Origin of the sequence: Bacteroides mucinivorans, from assembly GCF_034654355.2 — a bacterium.
In the GTDB taxonomy this organism is placed as follows: domain Bacteria; phylum Bacteroidota; class Bacteroidia; order Bacteroidales; family Bacteroidaceae; genus Bacteroides; species Bacteroides nordii.
On the sequence record NZ_CP178179.1, the window covers coordinates 6,004,423 to 6,022,900 of the forward strand.

An 18,478-nucleotide genomic window follows, 5' to 3' on the forward strand; every position below is an offset into this window, starting at 1 on the left:
GTTACAAATAAAGCCAATCGGTGTACTACTTACAGAACGGACAAGGACAAAGAAAAACGAGACATCTGACTAACAAGTAAAAACACCTGAAAATCACTTATGATAAAATACTTAAAATCATTATGAGTACAAGAAAATTTCGCATAATACTGCTTCTATTGTTAATGACCGGATTCGTATCCGCCATTAATGCCCAGGAGCAAAAAATCTCTCTCTCACTTAACAATGCCACATTGAAGCAGTTCTTTAATGAGATAGAACACAAAACCGATTACTCTTTCTCTTACCGTGAAGGAGTATTGGATAACCGGAAGGATATAACGGTTTCTGTACAAAACAAAGACCTGTTGGAAGTCCTCAAAACGGTACTCACTCCAAGAGGATTAAGCTTTAGCATACAATCCAAATCAGTAGTCATCATTCCACAGCAACAGGTAGCCGCAAGCAAACCGGTTATCATCAAAGGAAAAGTTACAGATACTACCAACGAACCACTTGTGGGAGTTACCATCCGGGTTAAAAATGGTAATGAAGGTACAACGACCGATATGGACGGTAACTACTCAATCCAGCTGAAAAACAAGAATTCCGAACTTCAGTTCTCTTACATCGGTTACAAACAAAAGGATATAAGAGTAAAGGACAAAACGGTAGTCAATGTACAGCTGGATGAAGATAGCCATATGCTGAATGAAGTAGTGGCTATCGGCTACGGTGTGATGAGAAAAAGAGACCTGACGGGTTCTGTAGCCCGCATCGGAGAAAAGGATATAAACAATGTTCCTACAATCCGTCTGGATCAGGCACTGACCGGTAAAGTATCGGGCGTACACGTCACTAACACTTCCGGCGAACCGGGTGCAGCTACCAATATCCTGATCCGTGGTGGTAACTCTATTTCGGCAAGTAATCAGCCTTTGTATGTTGTAGACGGATTTATCGGTGCAGGCGACCTGAACCTGATTGACCCCAATGACATAGAATCAATAGAGATTCTGAAAGACGCCGCAGCTACTTCTATTTATGGTGCCAGAGGTGCCAATGGTGTTGTTATCATTACGACTAAAAGAGGAACTGAAGGTGGCAACAATGTTACAGTGAATGCCTACGTCGGTATCCAGCATGTTGCCAAACGGTTGGAAATGCTCAATGCACGTGAATATGCCGAAATGCTGAATCAACAGGATGTGGCTGCCGGACAAGAACCTTCTATTGAGAATCCCAGTATCTATGAAAAAGGTACTGACTGGCAGGAGGAAATACTCCAAATGGCTCTGATGCAGAATTATCAGGTAGCAGCTTCGGGAGGAAGTAAAGATACCCGTTACTATTTATCATTAAGTATGTTCGATCAGGAGGGTGTCATCAAAAGATCCGGGATCAGACGTTATCAGACCCGCCTCAACTTGGACAGAAAGATAGGTGATAAGATAAATATCGGGGCTAATTTCCAATTTTCCCACTCGTCCAGAAAACCCAATCTGGTAAGTTTGGGAGGATTTGATTACCAAAGCTCGGCTCTGGCAACTCCTCCGACCATGCCTATTTATAATGAGGACGGTTCGTATGCTGCAGACAGCCCTTCACGTGTGGTAAGCAACAAGATTGACAACGTAGTAGCACAGCTTAACCTGCGTAAGAAAGAAGAATTATCGACCACTGTCTATGCAGGTATATTTGCAGACTGGGAAGCCATAAAAGGATTGAAGTTCAAAACTTCTTTAGGATTGAACGCCAGTACCAGTAAAACAAATGAATACAAACCCGGTTCACTCCCAACCATGATGCAGAATAAAACCAAAGGTGAAGCGTGGATCAATCAGGGAGAAGGTTATTCTATCTTATGGGAAAACACAGCCAACTATATGAAAGAGATAGCCGAAGGACACCACCTGACTGTTTTGGGAGGATATACTTTACAATTCGGACGTAACGAAGGGCTAAGCCTGTACGGGAAAAACTTCACCAATGACCTGTTGGACTGGAACAACCTCTCTGATGCAGAAACCAAAACCCGCCAGATAGGCAGCTCTGCTTCCGAATGGGCCATCATTTCGTATCTGGGACGTATCAACTACTCTATTCACGATCGTTACCTGCTCTCGCTTGTAGGCAGATACGATGGTTCATCCCGTTTAGGCAAAGATAACCAGTTTGCTTTCTTCCCTTCCGTAGCTTTGGGATGGAGACTCTCGGAAGAGAAGTTCATGAAGCGCTTTTCCAAACTGAATAACCTGAAACTGAGATTCAGTTATGGTCTTTCCGGAAATCAGGATATTGCACTGTACCAGACATTACCGTTGATGAAACAACAAAATGTGATGCTGGGCGACATTCCGCAAATCGGATACATCCCCGATCGTCTGGGTAATGACAAACTGAAATGGGAGACAACGGCCCAGTTCGATTTTGGTGTGGAGGCTTCTTTCTTCAATTCACGTTTGAATATAGAACTTGACTTTTATTCTAAAAGAACCAAAGATCTTTTACTGGATGTGGAATTCCCCTATATCTCAGGATTCAAGAATGGTTTCATGAATGTAGGTAAAATCTCAAACCAGGGAGTAGAGCTTATGATTCGTACTACCAATATCGCTACAAAAGATTTCACATGGTCTACCGAATTTAATATCTCTACAAATAAAAATAAAGTCTTAGCAATGGGACCGGATAAAGATTTTGAATATACTTTCCGTCCGGGTTTGGGTACACATCCTTACTCCTGGTTAAAGGTAGGACAGCCCGTCGGAGTATTCTATGGCTATATTATGGATGGCATTTACCGCTCACGTGCACAGATTGAAGCCGGTAATGAGCCAAACGCTTCACTCGGACAAAAGATCTACCGGGATATTAATGGGGATGGCGTGGTTTCCATTGAAGACCAGACAACCATCGGCGACCCGAATCCCGATTTCTTTGGAGGTATCAACAATACGTTCACTTACAAGAATTTTACTCTAAGTGTATTTTTACAGGGAACGTATGGAAATGACATACTTGCAGGAGGTGACTTCCTGTATGCCACAGTCGACCCCCGGTTTGTAAATCAGTACAAACGGGTAAAGAACTTCTGGTCACTCGACAATCCCAACGGAAATTATCCTAAACTCTATTCCAATGACGAATACCAGCCTTCTACCTACATGATTCATGATGGTTCACATCTGAAAATAAAGAGTATCAGCTTGTATTACAACTTCCCGGTTAAGAGCTGGAAAAAGAATAAGACGATTCAGGAACTGCAATGTTACGTTACCGGTACCAACCTGTTCACGTTCACCTCATACAAAGGATACGATCCGGAGGTAAATACCGGAACAGAAGGCGGTTATAAGGTCTATTCGGCCAACGTGCTACGGGGTATGGACTTTACCGCTTATCCCTCAGCGAGAACTTATACTTTTGGCTTTAAAATCACATTATAATGAAAAGAATCATGAAAAAACTAAAGATAATGGCACTGTGCATCCTGACTGCTACTTGCAGCTCGTGCCTGGACATGCTCGATAAAACACCTATATCACAACTCAGCGTCGGTAAACTGTTTGAAACGGCAGATGGGGCGGAAGCTGCCGTATCCGGATGTTACAGTTTCCTCAATGGAACAGGATATTACAGTCAGGACAGATGGTGCTTTGCCTTTGAAGGTACCGATATATCCGGTAGTGCAGGTGGCTCAGCCAATTATCAATGGACTTCCGGTGAAAACCGGTGGAGTGACTGGTGGCTCACCACTTATCAGGCAATCGGCGCTTGTAACACAACCATAAGCCGCATAAAGAAATCAACCTTTGATGAGAGCCGCCGTACTTCGCTGCTGGCAGAAGCTCGTTTTCTACGTGCTTTCTACTATTATCATGCATTGACTTACTGGGGAGGCGTGCCCTTATTGAAAGATGAAATAACCTCGCTGGATCAGGTAAAGAATATAAAGAGAGCCACACGGGAAGAACTTTCAAATTTCATCATTGATGAACTCACTGAAGTATCGGACATCTTAGAGAAAAGCCCTGCCATCGTAGCAAGAGCCAGTAAAGGAACCGCACTTACCCTGTTGGCAAAAATGTACTTACTGCAAGAACAATGGGAAAATGCAGCAAAGACCTGTGAGCAAATCATGGGCTTGAACAAATATAAACTGTTCGACAACTATAGCGACATCTTCTCACAGGCATTCGAGAACCAGCAGGAACACATCTTCTCTATTCAGTTCAATGCCGATTATACCGACTTCTCGGCCCGTATGCTGTGGTATCTGGGTCCAAGCAAAGAAGAATGGGACAAGTTCAATGGTTTGGGAGGAAGTTCAGCCCCTACTTCCTTCTATGATAAATACGATGAATGGGACCTGCGCCTTGAACACAATCTGGCCAAGACCTGGCGGGGACAGGCTTTTAAAGACAGCCGTATCGCCATCATTAAATACTGGGACAGGACCGGTAAACAAATGCTTGACCACGACGGACTGAACTTCCCCGTATTCCGCTATGCAGACGTTCTTCTCATGTATGCCGAAGCATTAAACGAATGGAAAGGAGGACCTACCCAAGAGGCTTATGACGCAATCAATGAAATTCGCGAACGGGCAGGGGTAGATGAAATAGAAGAATTGGATTACAAACAATTTCAATCTTTTATCCGTGACGAACGTGCCCGTGAATTATGCTATGAGGGGCATCGCCGATTCGATCTTGTGCGTTGGGGAATACTTGTAGAGACGGTAAAAAGAGTCAGTAAAGAGATTAACTCAAAGGGAGGTGAATACATTAGTGAAGCCCATAACCTTTGCCCTATCCCTCAGACAGAGATTATAAAGAACTCAAATTTGGAACAGAATCCAGGATATGAAACTACTAAAAAATAAAAGCGATATGAAATCAACATTCAAGCTACTTCTGCTTTTAATGACTCTCTCATTCATTGCTTGTGACAAGAACGAAGATGACTTCTCAAAAAAAGACAGTTATCTGTATGTATGGAACATACGCACATGGAATGTGGGTACGGAAAGTAAACTTTCTGATATAAAAGTAACCTATTTCTTCAAAGGGGATACCACCCGGATACAGAATATTAACTTCTGGGTAATCAAAGAAAAAAGTACTCTCTATGCCGAAGAGGCCATGAAACATACCGACAGGGCTTTTCAGGTAACGTATCCTCAGAAAGATCCTAACCAGAAAGAGTTCAAGAACCAATGTTCTTTCCGCTTCAGTGAAGGATTCAATGTAGATTATGACGGTGATCCGATTGTACCGGGAGGAAAATACAGACTGGTAGTAAAAGCCATTGCTACCGACAACAAAGTGGTAGACAGCCCTACCACCGAATCGGGGGTATTCGAGATATACGACCCTAACAGTCCTGAAGAATAAACTTTGTTTAATTTAAAATAGATACCAAATGAAAAAGAATTTGTTTTTATGCCTGCTGTTTTTGTTAGGCATTCTCAATGTATCTGCCCAGACGACAGGTAACAAAGGTTTCAAGTTGAACGTAAATGCCGGAGATGCTTATCTGGATTGCGGAGATATCACACAGCTCAACAAAGCCGGAGCTTACACCATAGAGGCATGGGTGAATATAACCCTGGATGAGCTGGCCGATCGTTTCATTATCTTCAAAAAAGAGCAACCCGACGAGCGTAACCGTATTAAGGTACAGGTAGAAAAAAATGGACAGATCTACGTTATGCAGGCTAACGGAGATGGTGCTTATGCACAAACATCTGCCGGATGCTATCCGAAAAGTGGCTGGCACCATGTGGCTTTAGTTTATGACGGAACAAAATCAAGCACCGACGAAGGAGTTATCATTCTCTATATCGACGGTATCCGCCAGTCTTTCTCTAATGCTTTCTTCAAACCTACCACAGGCGACATTGACGCGCCATTCGTATTGGGTGGTGCTTCTCTTGCCTGCTACGATGAAGTCAGAGTATGGAACAAGTCTCTCAGCCTTGAAACCATATCTAAATGGAAAAGCTATAAAGTGCTCGATACACACCCGGATAAAGCCAACTTAGTGGCCTATTATGATTTCCAGAATGTAACAGATACCAATGTTCCCGATTTACAGGGTGCTTATCCGGCTACTTTTAAAGCAACGGAAGCTGAAGTAAAAAACATCGACCTGAAGATCTTTGAAGAAGTAGGCGAAATGACTATCGAAAGCAGTATGGTTTCTCAGAAGACAGGTAATGCCTATGCGAAAGAAGACAACATTGAATTGCTTACTCTGAAAGTAAACACCGTTGGTGCAGGCGAACTGTCACTTACCGGACTGGACTTCTCGCTGAACGGTACAACCAAGCTGACTGATATTGCTACTATCAATGTGTACTATGCCGGTGACAAAGCACAGATCACAGACGAATCACTCACAATGAACTACCAGGCACTTCGCCCGGGTACCGGTAAACTGGAGTTACGTGATGGAGATAATGCAGGTAAACAACCACTTAGTGTAGGAAATAACTTCTTTATCGTAGCCATCCGGTTGAAACCGACAGCCACTGACGGAAATAAACTGGACGGGCAAATCACCAAACTGTACTTCAGTAACGGGAAAGATGTAGTTCCTGAATCTTCTGACCCGGATGGTGATATGACAATCCGCCAAATCAACAAGCTCGACGCAGCAGCCTATACACAGAAGTGTACTGACTATAACAATAAGATAGTATTCGGTTGGTTCCCCTGGTTCAGTGTTACCACTATTGACAAAGTAGACTGGAAAGGCCTCACTCATATTGCTCCTATTGGTTTTGAAATCGACAAGGGAGGTTATACCCCTACTTTCGAAGATAAAGGTATCGACCTGAAATGGCCCTGGATTGACTTTATTAACGCAGCGCACAAAAATGGTGTGAAAGTATTGGCTGCCATCACCGGTAATGTTCGTGACGGTGGAAATACAGCTTTCTATGTAGATCTGTTTGGCGATTCACAAAAGATGCGTGCTGCAGCCGTTGCCATAGCTAAGTTTGTTGACAAATACAACCTGGATGGTATTAATATGGATATTGAAGAGTTTTACAACTCCGTCCCCAATCACGGTGCAAAATATAATGAACTGGCTAAATATATAAAAGAAGAGCTCGACAAAATCAATCCGGATTTCGAACTTTCTATTGCTACCTATCCGGGAAATGAAAGCAATGAATGGGATTTCAAAGGAATGCTCAAAAGTGCCGACTACCTTACTATCATGATGTACAACATCGGACAAACATTCACTTGCCCGCTGAACGATGCACAAAGAAGAATCAAGCAGTTCTGGCTGGATATCGACATTCCTGCATCTGACATTGTTATCGCATGGCCCTACTATGGCAATATCTACAAGAACGGATCAAAATTCGGAACAGCTACTTTAGGTGATGTACCCAAGTATGCCAAAGACAATGATATCACTTGGGATGACGCAGCAAAATGTAATGTTTATAAGTATACCGAAGACGGTGCCAATATGGTGGCTTATGCCGAGGATCTTCAGAGCCTCCGCTTAAAATATGACTATACTACCAAAGGCGGCTTCAAAGGTATTGGTATCTGGGCATTGGGTCAGGATGCAGGTATGGAAGACCAGGCATACGGATTGATTCGCGAATTCTACGATTCTACCTATCAAGGAACAGGAATCAGCAAGAACCAGTCCAATGGTAACATATCCGTTTACCCTGCTGCTGTAGAAGATGAACTGTTCATCAACTTAAAAGACAATGACGGAGCCAATGTTACAGTTACTGTTTACAATATGATGGGACAGGCATTGAAAAACATAAATTTAGCTTCCGGCGTACGGTCTGTTCACCTTAACAGCCTTTCTACCGGTTGCTATATAGTGAAAATTCAATGTGAATCAGAAGTGGCAAGCTTTAGAGTTGTAAAGAAGTAAACCTTTCCGCTCTTTTTGGCAGATATTAAAACTCACCACAGAGTAACACAGAGTTCCACAGAGTTTAAATCTTTATTGAAACGCAGATGAACGCAGATTTTCGCAAAGGAAAACAAATATATGATAAAGAACTACAGTCTTTTAATCTGTGTTCATCTGCGATCATCCGCGTTTCATCAGATAAATACTACTCTGTGAAACTCTGTGTTACTCTGTGGTGAAAAGACTTCTGATACACCCGCTTTTTCTTCGGTAGATTTCCAGTAAATACAGATATTATGAGGTACAAAATTCTTCTGCTACTCCCGATAATGGCTTTTCTTGCCACCTTACCAATACGCCTGTATGCAACTAATGAATGCTTATCCCCCAATGAGACATTATGGTTTCGCTATCCGGCCCAAAGCTGGTCCGAACAGGCTTTACATATCGGCAATGGTTATATGGGTGCCTCTTTTTACGGGGAGGTAGAGAAGGAACGTTTTGATATCGCTGAAAAAACATTCTGGGCAGGAGGTCCTCATGCTGCCTCCGATTTTAATTACGGAATAATCAAAGGAGGTAAGGACAAGATAGCCACTATCCGGCAGTTAATAGTAGAGCGCCGGTTTGCTGAAGCCGATTCCCTCTCCCGTATCTACATGACCGGAGATTATACTAACTATGGCTATTTTTCAATGGTAGGTAATCTGTGGATTGACTTTGGCAAAAACAAACAGCCCGTACAAAATTACCTGCGCGGTATCGATCTATCCACATCCCGTGGTTTCGTTGAATATACACAGGGAGGTGTACAGTTTAACCGTGAGTATTTCTGCAGTTATCCTGATAAATTGATGGCACTTCATTTTACGGCCGATAAAGCAGGAAAGATTAGTTTCTCTCTTTCCCATTCACTCGTCTATCCGCCCGAAGAAGTCATAGAAAGTGAGAATGGACTTACTTTCAATGGGATCATCCGGGAAAATGGATTAGGCTATACCATCCGTATTAAAATTGTTCAGCAAGGCGGAAGTGTCAAAGTAGCCCATCAACGGATTGTAGTAGAAAAAGCCAATGAAGCCACTGTATTCTATGCGGTCGGCACTGAATATGCTCCTGTATACCCCCTATATAAAGGAGAGAACCCGCAACAAAATACCGGGAAGGTAATAACAAAAGCCATTACAAAAGGCTACGAGACAGTCAAAAACACACATATATCCGATTATCAGACGTTGTACAATCGGGTCAGATTCACTCTTACCGGAGACACGGCTTCCGAACAACTTCCAACCAATGTACGTGTGAAACAATTGCAGGAAGGATTTACCGACGACGCCTCTCTGAAAGTTTTAGGGTTCAACCTCAGCCGTTACCTGCTGATAAGTGCCTCCCGCCCCGGCACACTACCTTCTACCCTGCAAGGTGTATGGAATACCTTTGAAAAGGCTCCGTGGAACGGAAATTTCCAAAGCAACATCAATCTCCAGGAGATGTATTGGGGATGCGGACCGACCCAATTACCGGAATGTGAAGAGGCTTATCTGGAATGGATTGAAGGTCTGGTAGAACCCGGACGGCAAACAGCCCGCGAATATTACGGGACGAAAGGTTGGGTGAGCCATTCTACCGGAAATATATGGGGGCACACCGTTCCCGGTGATGATATCCTGTGGGGGCTCTATCCTTCAGGAGCTGCCTGGCATTGCAGGCACTTGTGGGAACATTATGCTTTCAACGGAGATAAAGAGTATCTCAGAACAAAAGGATATCCTATTATGAAAGAAGCTGCCGAATTCTGGCTGGAAAACATGGTAGAATATCAGGGATATTTCATTATTGCCCCTTCCGTATCAGCAGAACACGGCATTGAAATGAAAAACGGTTCTCCGGTAGAATATTCTACCACAAACGGCGAGCAAACGGAAGGAAGACTTTTTACCATGCCCGCCTACCAGGATATAGAAATGGTATATGATCTATATACCCACGTAATTAAAGCAGCAGAATGCCTGAACACAGATTCTGTATTCCGCCAGAAGCTGCTCATTGCTAAAAATAAGCTACTACCCTTGAAGATAGGACGCTATGGACAATTGCAGGAATGGATAGATGATGTGGACAACCCACACGATCATCATCGCCACCTTGCCCACCTTTATGCTTTGTATCCGGGAAATAGGATATCATACACCCAAACACCTGCATTGGCCCAGGCTGTCCGGAAATCTTTAGAGATGAGGGGTAAAGGTAAATTTGGCGACAGATGGCCTTACACGGGAGGCAACTGGTCTATGGCATGGCGTACCGCTTTATGGGCCAGACTCTACGATGGCAATCAGGCTATCGGAACTTTCAACCGGATGATTAAAGAAAGTGGTTACGAAAACATGATGTCCAATCAATCGGGAAATATGCAGGTAGACGCTACAATGGCTACTTCTGGGCTTTTTGCTGAGATGTTATTACAATCTCACGAAGGCTTTATACACCTCTTGCCTGCCCTGCCTACCGAATGGCCGGAAGGCAAAATCGAAGGATTGATGGCAAGAAACGGCTATCAGGTAACGATTGAGTGGAAATATGGGAGACTGACAAAGGCAGAAATTGTAATCCCACAAGAGATGGACAGACCGACAGTAAAAATACAAGGCGTTCCTTTGTCAGAGACAGACGGCAGAGTGAGCTTTATTCCCTACTCACAAAGCACCTCACACACTTTATTCTGAAACTCTCTTGCTTTGGCTGCCGAAAGTACATTCTGATTCATAATGGCAAAGGCTATTTCATGCCCGTTAGCAGCCTTCAGATAGCCTGCTAAGGCGTTAATTGCTGTATAGGAACCTGTCTTGGCATGAACATTCTTACAGGCTTTTCCTTGCTGCATTCTATACTTCAATGTTCCGTCTACTCCGGCAATGGGAAGAGCCTTGTAGAGTTTCTGAAACACATCCGTACGGGAATAGGCAAATTTAAGGAAATCGACCAAAAGGGCAGGAGAGAGGTAGTCATAGTTGGATAGTCCACACCCATCGGCTATCTTATAATGATCGGGATTGTGTCCCAGCTGCTTTATCATCTTCTTTATCTCAGCAATGCCCTCTTTGGCCGAGACATACTTCTTCCCGGTAGCTTGTACCCCCAGACGACAAAGCAAAGCCTCTGCACTCAGGTTATCGCTTTCCTTCATTATCTGGGTAACTACCTCCTGTACAGAGCACTCCGAACGCGCCATGCAAACGGATGAACTATCGGGAGTAAAAACAGAAAAGGCATAGTTTAGAGGTACCTCAATGCCTTTGTTGCGGAGCTTTTCAAGAAAAGCATGCATAAAGAAGTCCTGTGAAGAGAACACATTAATATCTGCGCTACGCCTCCCCTCTACATTGCCTGTGACCGTGATATTGTTCTTATTTTCAAGCCATCCCCTGGTTACGGTAAACTTCCCGGCAGAGGGAGTACGTGTCCGGGTTGCATTGCTGAGACTGTAATAAGAGGACTCCGGATAGCAGGAAACCCGTGCCGTATCGCCCTGAACTGCACCCGGAGCAGCTGTTACCGTCACCATTCCTTTGTGATACATCAACGGAGAAAGATAAGGCTGATAAGCTTCCGGCGTATCATCCCATGCCCATCCGCTCCCCCAATAGAGGGAGTCTTTCATGGAAATATCTCCATAGATCCTCCCATCGATAACGGAGAAAGGAGAAGTAATGATGGCATCTACCAGCGTATCCATACTAAGTTCATCAAATTCGGGATCAAAACCTCCTACTACATACAAATCTCCACGCAAAGTATCATGCTCTATGACTCCATTGTACCAGACCTCGGTACGAAACGGCTCGTCGGCATCCGAACGGGAAAGGGCAGTAATAGCAGTCAGCAGCTTCATAGTCGATGCCGGGCGCGAAAGTTTAGTATCCCGATACGTATAAAGCGGCTTCTTATCAGTAAGATCATAAACAGATATACCGACTTCAGATCCCTCAGGCAAGGTTTTCAACAATGAGTTGATACGGGAAGAGAGAACCTCCTGCCCCCATAAAACCGGAAGGCAGGAGAATAAAATAAGGGATAGGAAAATTCTTTGCATACGTTTAGTTTCTTAATCACAGGGCTTCCCTGAATATTTCGGCTACTGTGGGGTGGGGGAATACAATCTTCTTCCACTCCGTAGTTGTCAGTTTTAACTCCACTGCCATGCCGGCAAGGGTGATAATCTCGGAAGCAGGATTACCAAGTACATGGGCACCCAGGATCGTTTTATCCTCACCGATCAATAGTTTGCACATGCCGTTTACGCCTTCATTCTCAGCAACAAAACGGCCTGAATACGCCATGGGTAATTTAACAATGTGATGAGGAATACCTTTTGCCAACAGACTTTCTTCGGTATGCCCCACTCCGGCAATCTCCGGATTGGTATATACTACACCGGGGATGGCACGATAACTCATCACATCGTCCCTACCAAGAATGGTATGTACAGCTACTTCTGCTTCGCGAACCGCCGTATGGGCAAGCAACGAAAAGCCTGTAAGGTCGCCACAGACATATACACCCGGTTCGGAGGTCTGCATTTTAGAATTAACGGCAACGTTCCCACGTTCCGTCAATACCAGTTTCAGATTTTCGAGTCCGAAACCTTTGGTGACAGGACGACGGCCTACACTCATCAGTAGCTTTTCTGCAATCACACTACCGGAGCCTTCGGCATTCTCATAAGAGACTACAGTTCCTGTTTCATTTTTCGACAGAGAAATAACCTTCGTGCTCAGGAGGAATCGGATACCTCGTTTCGCATATTCGGCACGAAGCAAGGCAGAAAGCTCTTTATCCATTCCGTTCAGTATCTCATCCAGCATTTCTATCACTGTCACCTGTACGCCAAGGCTATTGAAGAAGGAAGCAAACTCCATTCCGATAACACCACCGCCAACGATAGCCAATGAAGCAGGTAATTCTTTGTTATCAAGTGCATCGCGATGTGTCCAGTAATTCACCGTATCAATGCCTGCGATAGGAGGAATAAAGGTTTCAGAGCCGGTACAGAGTATCAGATTCTCGCATTCGTAAGTCTCTTCACCACAACGAACCGTATTCTTATCCACAATCTGAGCCATGCCCTGTACAATCGTTACATTGTTGGAAGTAAGTTTACCTTTCACTCCCAATACCAATTTACGCACTACTTTACTCTTACGGGCAATTATCTTCGACAAATCAAAAGAGACCTCCGGCACGGTTACAGCATATTTGGAAGCATGTTTCGCTCCGTCATACGTCTTTGCCGAATAGAGCAAAGTCTTGGTAGGAATACATCCTTCATTAAGACAGACTCCACCTAAATTCTGCTTTTCAAAAAGCAAAACACTCAGTCCGGCTTTGCCGGCTGTTTCGGCAGCTGTGTAGCCCGCAGGACCGCCGCCAATGATAATTACCTGGTATTTCATATGATTCGAATTAGTAATAAGTGATGAATGATAAGTGATGAATGGCTGCGCAATTATACTGCATAGTACTAATCACTTATCACTGATCACTAACCGTTATTTTTTATCTTCTCCAGCAACTCTACAAATTCCCGCTCTTTGACCGGCATCACCGATACATATTTATCTTTACCGTATTCAATCAATACATATTCGGTTACCGAGAAACGGCCGAACTTCATTGAATGATGCTTTTGCACAGAGATAATATCTTTGACAGGAATTGTCTTCTTACGTGTAAAGCGACCGTAAGAAAGAATAAGTTCACTTTGTGACGTAACGGTATAGGTGGTGTGAATTACCTGTTCGATCACCACAATGAGCAACAGCATCATAAAAACGGCAAGCAGAATATACTTACACCACAGGAAGCCAAACGCGTTTGCTCCCAGTACCACCAGAAGAAAATATTGATACCAGGCAATGCGGGCATGGAAAACTCGGTTCATTTTGTCAGATTTTTGCTGCCAAGTTAGCAATTTTATGAATTAATGGCAATGAAAAGTACAATGAAAACAGTTATTTTGTAGTTTTGCGGTAATAAACATTTAGATTATGGTTAAAAAGTTCGATTTCCTCGTCATCGGTTCCGGCATTGCCGGAATGAGCTTCGCTTTGAAAGTGGCGCATAAAGGAAAAGTAGCCCTTATCTGTAAGAGCGGTTTGGAAGAGGCAAACACTTATTTTGCACAGGGAGGAGTGGCCTCCGTTACGAATCTCCTGGTAGATAATTTCGATAAACATATTGAAGACACAATGATTGCCGGTGACTGGATCAGTGACCGTGCTGCCGTAGAAAAAGTTGTACGGGAGGCTCCGGCACAAATCGAAGCACTTATCAACTGGGGAGTGGAATTCGATAAAAACGAAGAGGGAGAATTCGACCTGCACCGGGAAGGAGGACATTCGGAGTTCCGTATTCTTCATCACAAAGATAATACCGGAGCTGAGATTCAGGACAGTCTTATCAAGGCTGTGCAACGCCATCCCAACATTACAGTAATCGAAAATCACTTTGCGATTGAGATATTAACCCAGCATCATCTTGGGGTGACCGTTACACGTCAGACACCGGACATCAAATGTTACGGCGCTTATATTCTCGACCCGAAAACCGGAAAGGTAGATACATACCTGGCAAAGGTTACACTCATGGCAACCGGTGGAGTAGGAGCTGTGTACCAGACAACTACCAATCCGTTGGTAGCTACCGGAGACGGTATTGCTATGGTATACCGTGCCAAGGGAACGGTGAAAGATATGGAATTCGTACAGTTTCATCCTACAGCGCTTTATCATCCGGGCGACCGTCCTTCTTTCCTCATTACCGAAGCCATGCGTGGCTACGGTGCCGTACTCCGTACGATGGACGGTAAAGAGTTCATGCAGAAATATGACCCCCGTCTTTCATTGGCTCCACGCGATATCGTAGCACGTGCCATTGACAACGAAATGAAAAACCGGGGTGATGACCATGTCTATCTCGACGTCACTCACAAAGATCCCGAAGAGACCCGGAAGCACTTCCCGAACATTTATGAGAAATGCCTCAGCTTAGGTATTGACATTACAAAAGATTATATTCCGGTTGCTCCGGCTGCCCATTATCTCTGTGGAGGTATCCTGGTAGATCTCAACGCCCAGTCGTCTATCGAACGGCTTTATGCGGTGGGCGAATGCTCTTGTACAGGCTTGCATGGTGGCAATCGTCTGGCTTCAAACTCTCTGATCGAAGCCGTTGTGTATGCCGACGCAGCTGCCAAACATACGCTGGAAGTAGTAGACCAATATGATTATAATCCGGATATCCCGGAATGGAATGACGAGGGTACCCGCTCGCCCGAAGAGATGGTATTGATTACCCAAAGCATGAAAGAGGTGAACCAGATTATGAGTACCTATGTAGGCATTGTCCGGAGTGACCTTCGCCTGAAGCGTGCGTGGGACCGGCTGGATATTCTTTATGAAGAAACAGAAAGCCTCTTCAAACGCAGTGTAGCATCTAAGGAAATTTGCGAGTTGCGTAACATGATTAACGTGGGATATCTCATCATGCGTCAGGCGATGGAGCGGAAAGAGAGCCGCGGATTACATTATACAATCGATTATCCGCATGCAAAGAAATAGTTTCGTTTTGACACTTTGAATATTCTACCGCTCAGGAATACGCTATTTCCGCAGCTAAATCCGGTGTCATGAAATAAAAGAAACAGAGAGGCATTTGTCAAAATCAATAAGCCATTATTGAACGGACAAATGCCTCTTTTTATCACCCAATATAGGGAGTTTACGCCTATACGATCGCTATCTGGCTATAAACTACTCCGTTTTATCATTTCCATTTCCCCGGCATAAAGGAAGCTAATAACTCCCGGAAGTATCTCTTTTGCACCTGAAACATCTTCCCCGGTGAGGAAGAAAGAGCCCGGCTCCGGGGAGGGAAGTGTTCGGCTCCGGGGAAGGAGAGGTTCCCCGGAGCCGAACAAACAATTTCGCTCCGGGAAAAAGGTACTTTTTTACCGAAAAAGCGCATTTTTATTCCTATAACAGAGGCATTTCTGCATATTATTACGAATAAAGATACGCTCTTTTTTCTATTCCATCCGTTTTATCTTAAGAGCCTGTTAGCATAATACACAATTTGCTATCTTTTTGCTCCAAAAACTCACAATTATTCTTCTCCTAAATTTTCATAAGTCCTTTCTCCCGAAGATTTCTCCGTAACCTTCACCCCTCCGGCATAATACTCCTGAGAGAGTTTGAGATACTTATCAAACAGGCGTTTAACCATAGCAACCTCATCGCCTTCGGCAACCGGAGTACGCGCCTTGCCGTAACTATCGACATAAGCAAGCTCCCACTCAGCCAGGCCGTTATAGAAATCATTGGCACGGAAAGCCTCCCGGCCATAAATCTGCGGTAAACCGGCTTCTTCATAAGAAGTACCTGCATCAAGATGCTGTTGCAGCATGGCATAGAACTTCTGCCAGCGCGGGAGATAATAACCATTGATCAGCCCCGACCACTCCCGCCAGGAATAGTCAAAGATACGCGGATCACCGTCAGCTCCCCAGATAGTAACCAAAGAAGTGGCGTCACGTTCCATCAGATTCTTCTCCTCTTCGGTGTCTCCCCAGCTACGGGCCTCTGTCAGCCAACGGTCAAAGCTGTACTCGCTGCGGGTACGAAGCAGCTGGTCCATATCAGCTAACATCTCAAGGAACCGCCCGGAATGAAGCGTAAAAGCACGCTGGTCTTTCTTCCTGAAGGCTTCTGCCGCCTGACGGTGAATAAGCTGGCCAAGATTAGTCATCAGCTGCCGCTGCACATCTACAATATCGAAACGGTAGGGACGGGAAGCGGATAGCTTATCTATATCTTTCAGCAGCAGACTCTGGGCACGAATCACCAAAGCCGGATCGTAAGGTATTTCAAGAGCGGCATTCGGACCGGACTTCTTTACGTCCAATGCAGGGCGGGCAGCCACGATTGAACTCTTCTCCGTACCATTTGTACCCGGACGATACGGCCCATCGAGCAGCAGCATCCATGCTTCCTGTGCTGCCGGCGAAGAGGCCCCATAACGGCGGGTAGCATACTGTTTCAGCCAGGCTTGCAAATCAATGCTATCGGCATGGCAGGGCATTTCAAAAGCTAATTCATAATATACCGGATTCTGCTCAATGGCTTCCATAAACAGCCCCGAACCACAAACTGCGGGATTCAACCGTTTGGCCTTACTGTATTGATTGGAAGCAAGAAGCTTCAAATCGCCGTGCATATTGATGCGTCCGCCGAAATTATGTAAGTTACCCACTACCGTAGAATATCCCCAGAACAGGGCTTTTGAGGTACTTTTACCGTTCAGGTCAAGAATCAGCAAAGCATCTTTCGGAACAGCTTTAACAATATCTTCACGCAGGCTCCACGACTGCATGGCCCAAGTGCTATGCGGGTCGAAGTCACGGAAAAGGTGGTGAATTCTTTCTCCCACCGCTCTCAGATATTCGGGAGTATCTACCGGAGGAGCACTTTCATGGAATGGATCGGCAGCATAGACTCCGTGTGCACCAAACAACCGGGCCTGTTCTTCGAGGAAAACACGCCCCATACGGGTAAACAACGAATCGGTAGGATCCAACTGAGCAGCCCCTTTGAAACCACACCAGGAACGTTGCTGGTTGATATTCGCTGTGGGGTACTTCTCTTTCAGCTCACGCGGAACGTAACCGGAGAAGCCTTGCTGAATGGGTTGCATGCCCAATTCCAGTTGCCGTGCAATGATCTTTTTGCCCAATGCGGCATGTTTATCGATCACGGACTTCGGAAGGGGGCCGCCATAACTCTGAAGGTTTTGCATCCACTGCCAGGCGGCATGTCCGGGACCGGCGAGAAAAGCACGCGCCTCCCCATCTGTGAAGTTGAAGTGCAACAAGGTATTGTACCACACAGCATCCAGACCGATAGTAAAAAGGGGCATGTTAATGGAGTTCATCGCCATAAAGTCCAGCTCCTTTTGCCAGCGTTCCCAGTTCCACCAGGCAGCAGTGTAGCTCACGGTACAATAGTTCATATACACACGGTAACGACCGTTGATTGTACGGCGTTCCTTTTGAAGGGGCTGAGGAAGTTTCTTCGGAAGCTGAAGTTGATTGCCAAACCAGGAGACGTGCGCCTGGCAGGTATACTTTAAATACCAATTAAAGGCGGTAGCCAGAGCTACGGACGTGTTACCGCGAAGGATGATTTGTTTACCGTTACCATCTACTTCGTATACATCAGAACCGTCATCGGGAGCAATTAATTCCAAACGGTATTGCGAAGAGTAACCGGGGGTAACCCGCTCTATCAGATCATAAACGGCCCGGATACGTTTGTCTTTACCCGAAACGGATAAGGAACAGACAAAAAGTAACAAAAGAAGAGTAGTTTTGCTTTTAGTAATTAAATTCATAGTATTCCAAAATTAAAATAACGCATCTTTATTCTCGTAACACACAGCACTACTGCCTGTTATTACGGAACAAAGATGCGCTTTCTTTTCTAATTATCCCAATCTTATCTCAATACCCTGCTATTATTATAGCTTCTTTTAAAGA

General features: G+C 44.7%; 11 protein-coding genes. 6 read left to right on the forward strand and 5 right to left on the reverse strand.

Going from position 1 to position 18,478, the window contains the following annotated elements; translation table 11 throughout:
- Positions 1 to 122: 122 nt before the first annotated feature.
- The 5 genes from VCM39_RS22445 to VCM39_RS22465 all read left to right on the forward strand — a co-directional run bounded on the left by VCM39_RS22445 (position 123) and on the right by VCM39_RS22465 (position 10,613).
- Complete coding sequence (locus tag VCM39_RS22445; protein ID WP_322932295.1) at positions 123 to 3,428, forward strand: TonB-dependent receptor; 3,306 nt, start codon at positions 123 to 125, stop codon at positions 3,426 to 3,428.
- An 11-nt stretch (positions 3,429 to 3,439) separates the two neighbouring features.
- The gene (locus VCM39_RS22450; protein WP_221648342.1) at positions 3,440 to 4,867 is read left to right on the forward strand and encodes a RagB/SusD family nutrient uptake outer membrane protein; all 1,428 of its coding nucleotides are present in this window, start codon (positions 3,440 to 3,442) and stop codon (positions 4,865 to 4,867) included.
- 7 nt (positions 4,868 to 4,874) lie between these two features.
- On the forward strand, positions 4,875 to 5,378 hold the full coding sequence (locus VCM39_RS22455; protein WP_007483069.1) for a hypothetical protein: 504 nt from the start codon (positions 4,875 to 4,877) through the stop codon (positions 5,376 to 5,378).
- Positions 5,379 to 5,406: 28 nt separating this feature from the next.
- On the forward strand, positions 5,407 to 7,902 hold the full coding sequence (locus tag VCM39_RS22460; protein WP_221648341.1) for a glycosyl hydrolase family 18 protein: 2,496 nt from the start codon (positions 5,407 to 5,409) through the stop codon (positions 7,900 to 7,902).
- Positions 7,903 to 8,180: 278 nt separating this feature from the next.
- Positions 8,181 to 10,613 carry a glycosyl hydrolase family 95 catalytic domain-containing protein gene (locus VCM39_RS22465; protein WP_322932296.1) on the forward strand — a complete coding sequence of 811 codons (2,433 nt, stop codon included), beginning with the start codon at positions 8,181 to 8,183 and terminating at the stop codon, positions 10,611 to 10,613.
- Here VCM39_RS22465 and dacB read toward each other — a convergent pair.
- The 3 genes from dacB to VCM39_RS22480 all read right to left on the reverse strand — a co-directional run bounded on the left by dacB (position 10,580) and on the right by VCM39_RS22480 (position 13,828).
- A complete protein-coding gene (gene dacB / locus VCM39_RS22470) occupies positions 10,580 to 11,980 on the reverse strand; it encodes a D-alanyl-D-alanine carboxypeptidase/D-alanyl-D-alanine-endopeptidase (RefSeq protein ID WP_221648339.1) in 1,401 nt (466 codons plus the stop codon). The two genes, VCM39_RS22465 and dacB, sit on opposite strands and share 34 nt — an antisense overlap.
- Positions 11,981 to 11,996: 16 nt before the next feature.
- Positions 11,997 to 13,340: a dihydrolipoyl dehydrogenase gene (lpdA, locus tag VCM39_RS22475; RefSeq protein ID WP_221648338.1), complete on the reverse strand. Its 1,344-nt coding sequence runs from the start codon at positions 13,338 to 13,340 to the stop codon at positions 11,997 to 11,999.
- 89 nt (positions 13,341 to 13,429) lie between these two features.
- Positions 13,430 to 13,828, reverse strand: coding sequence for a PH domain-containing protein (locus tag VCM39_RS22480; protein ID WP_221648337.1), 399 nt, complete (start codon positions 13,826 to 13,828; stop codon positions 13,430 to 13,432).
- Between the two features lie 106 nt (positions 13,829 to 13,934).
- On the opposite strand from VCM39_RS22480, the gene nadB reads away from it, so the two are divergent.
- Positions 13,935 to 15,506, forward strand: a complete 1,572-nt coding sequence (nadB, locus tag VCM39_RS22485) for an L-aspartate oxidase (protein WP_221648336.1) — start codon at positions 13,935 to 13,937, stop codon at positions 15,504 to 15,506.
- Positions 15,507 to 15,711: 205 nt separating this feature from the next.
- Here nadB and VCM39_RS22490 read toward each other — a convergent pair whose 3' ends face one another.
- Both VCM39_RS22490 and VCM39_RS22495 read right to left on the reverse strand, forming a co-directional pair.
- Positions 15,712 to 15,912 (reverse strand): hypothetical protein, encoded by a 201-nt coding sequence (locus VCM39_RS22490; protein WP_322932297.1) that lies wholly within the window; start codon positions 15,910 to 15,912, stop codon positions 15,712 to 15,714.
- Positions 15,913 to 16,050: 138 nt separating this feature from the next.
- Positions 16,051 to 18,333, reverse strand: coding sequence for an alpha-N-acetylglucosaminidase (locus VCM39_RS22495; RefSeq protein WP_221648334.1), 2,283 nt, complete (start codon positions 18,331 to 18,333; stop codon positions 16,051 to 16,053).
- Positions 18,334 to 18,478: the final 145 nt, after the last annotated feature.

Bases quoted from the DNA above. Each gene is read 5' to 3' on its own strand.
- VCM39_RS22460 (WP_221648341.1), top strand. From the start codon at position 5,407: ATGAAAAAGAATTTGTTTTTATGCCTGCTGTTTTTGTTAGGCATTCTC.
- VCM39_RS22465 (WP_322932296.1), top strand. From the start codon at position 8,181: ATGAGGTACAAAATTCTTCTGCTACTCCCGATAATGGCTTTTCTTGCC.
- dacB (WP_221648339.1), bottom strand. From the start codon at position 11,980: ATGCAAAGAATTTTCCTATCCCTTATTTTATTCTCCTGCCTTCCGGTT.
- VCM39_RS22490 (WP_322932297.1), bottom strand. From the start codon at position 15,912: ATGCGCTTTTTCGGTAAAAAAGTACCTTTTTCCCGGAGCGAAATTGTT.
- VCM39_RS22445 (WP_322932295.1), top strand. From the start codon at position 123: ATGAGTACAAGAAAATTTCGCATAATACTGCTTCTATTGTTAATGACC.
- VCM39_RS22450 (WP_221648342.1), top strand. From the start codon at position 3,440: ATGAAAAAACTAAAGATAATGGCACTGTGCATCCTGACTGCTACTTGC.
- VCM39_RS22495 (WP_221648334.1), bottom strand. From the start codon at position 18,333: ATGAATTTAATTACTAAAAGCAAAACTACTCTTCTTTTGTTACTTTTT.
- VCM39_RS22480 (WP_221648337.1), bottom strand. From the start codon at position 13,828: ATGAACCGAGTTTTCCATGCCCGCATTGCCTGGTATCAATATTTTCTT.
- VCM39_RS22455 (WP_007483069.1), top strand. From the start codon at position 4,875: ATGAAATCAACATTCAAGCTACTTCTGCTTTTAATGACTCTCTCATTC.
- nadB (WP_221648336.1), top strand. From the start codon at position 13,935: ATGGTTAAAAAGTTCGATTTCCTCGTCATCGGTTCCGGCATTGCCGGA.
- lpdA (WP_221648338.1), bottom strand. From the start codon at position 13,340: ATGAAATACCAGGTAATTATCATTGGCGGCGGTCCTGCGGGCTACACA.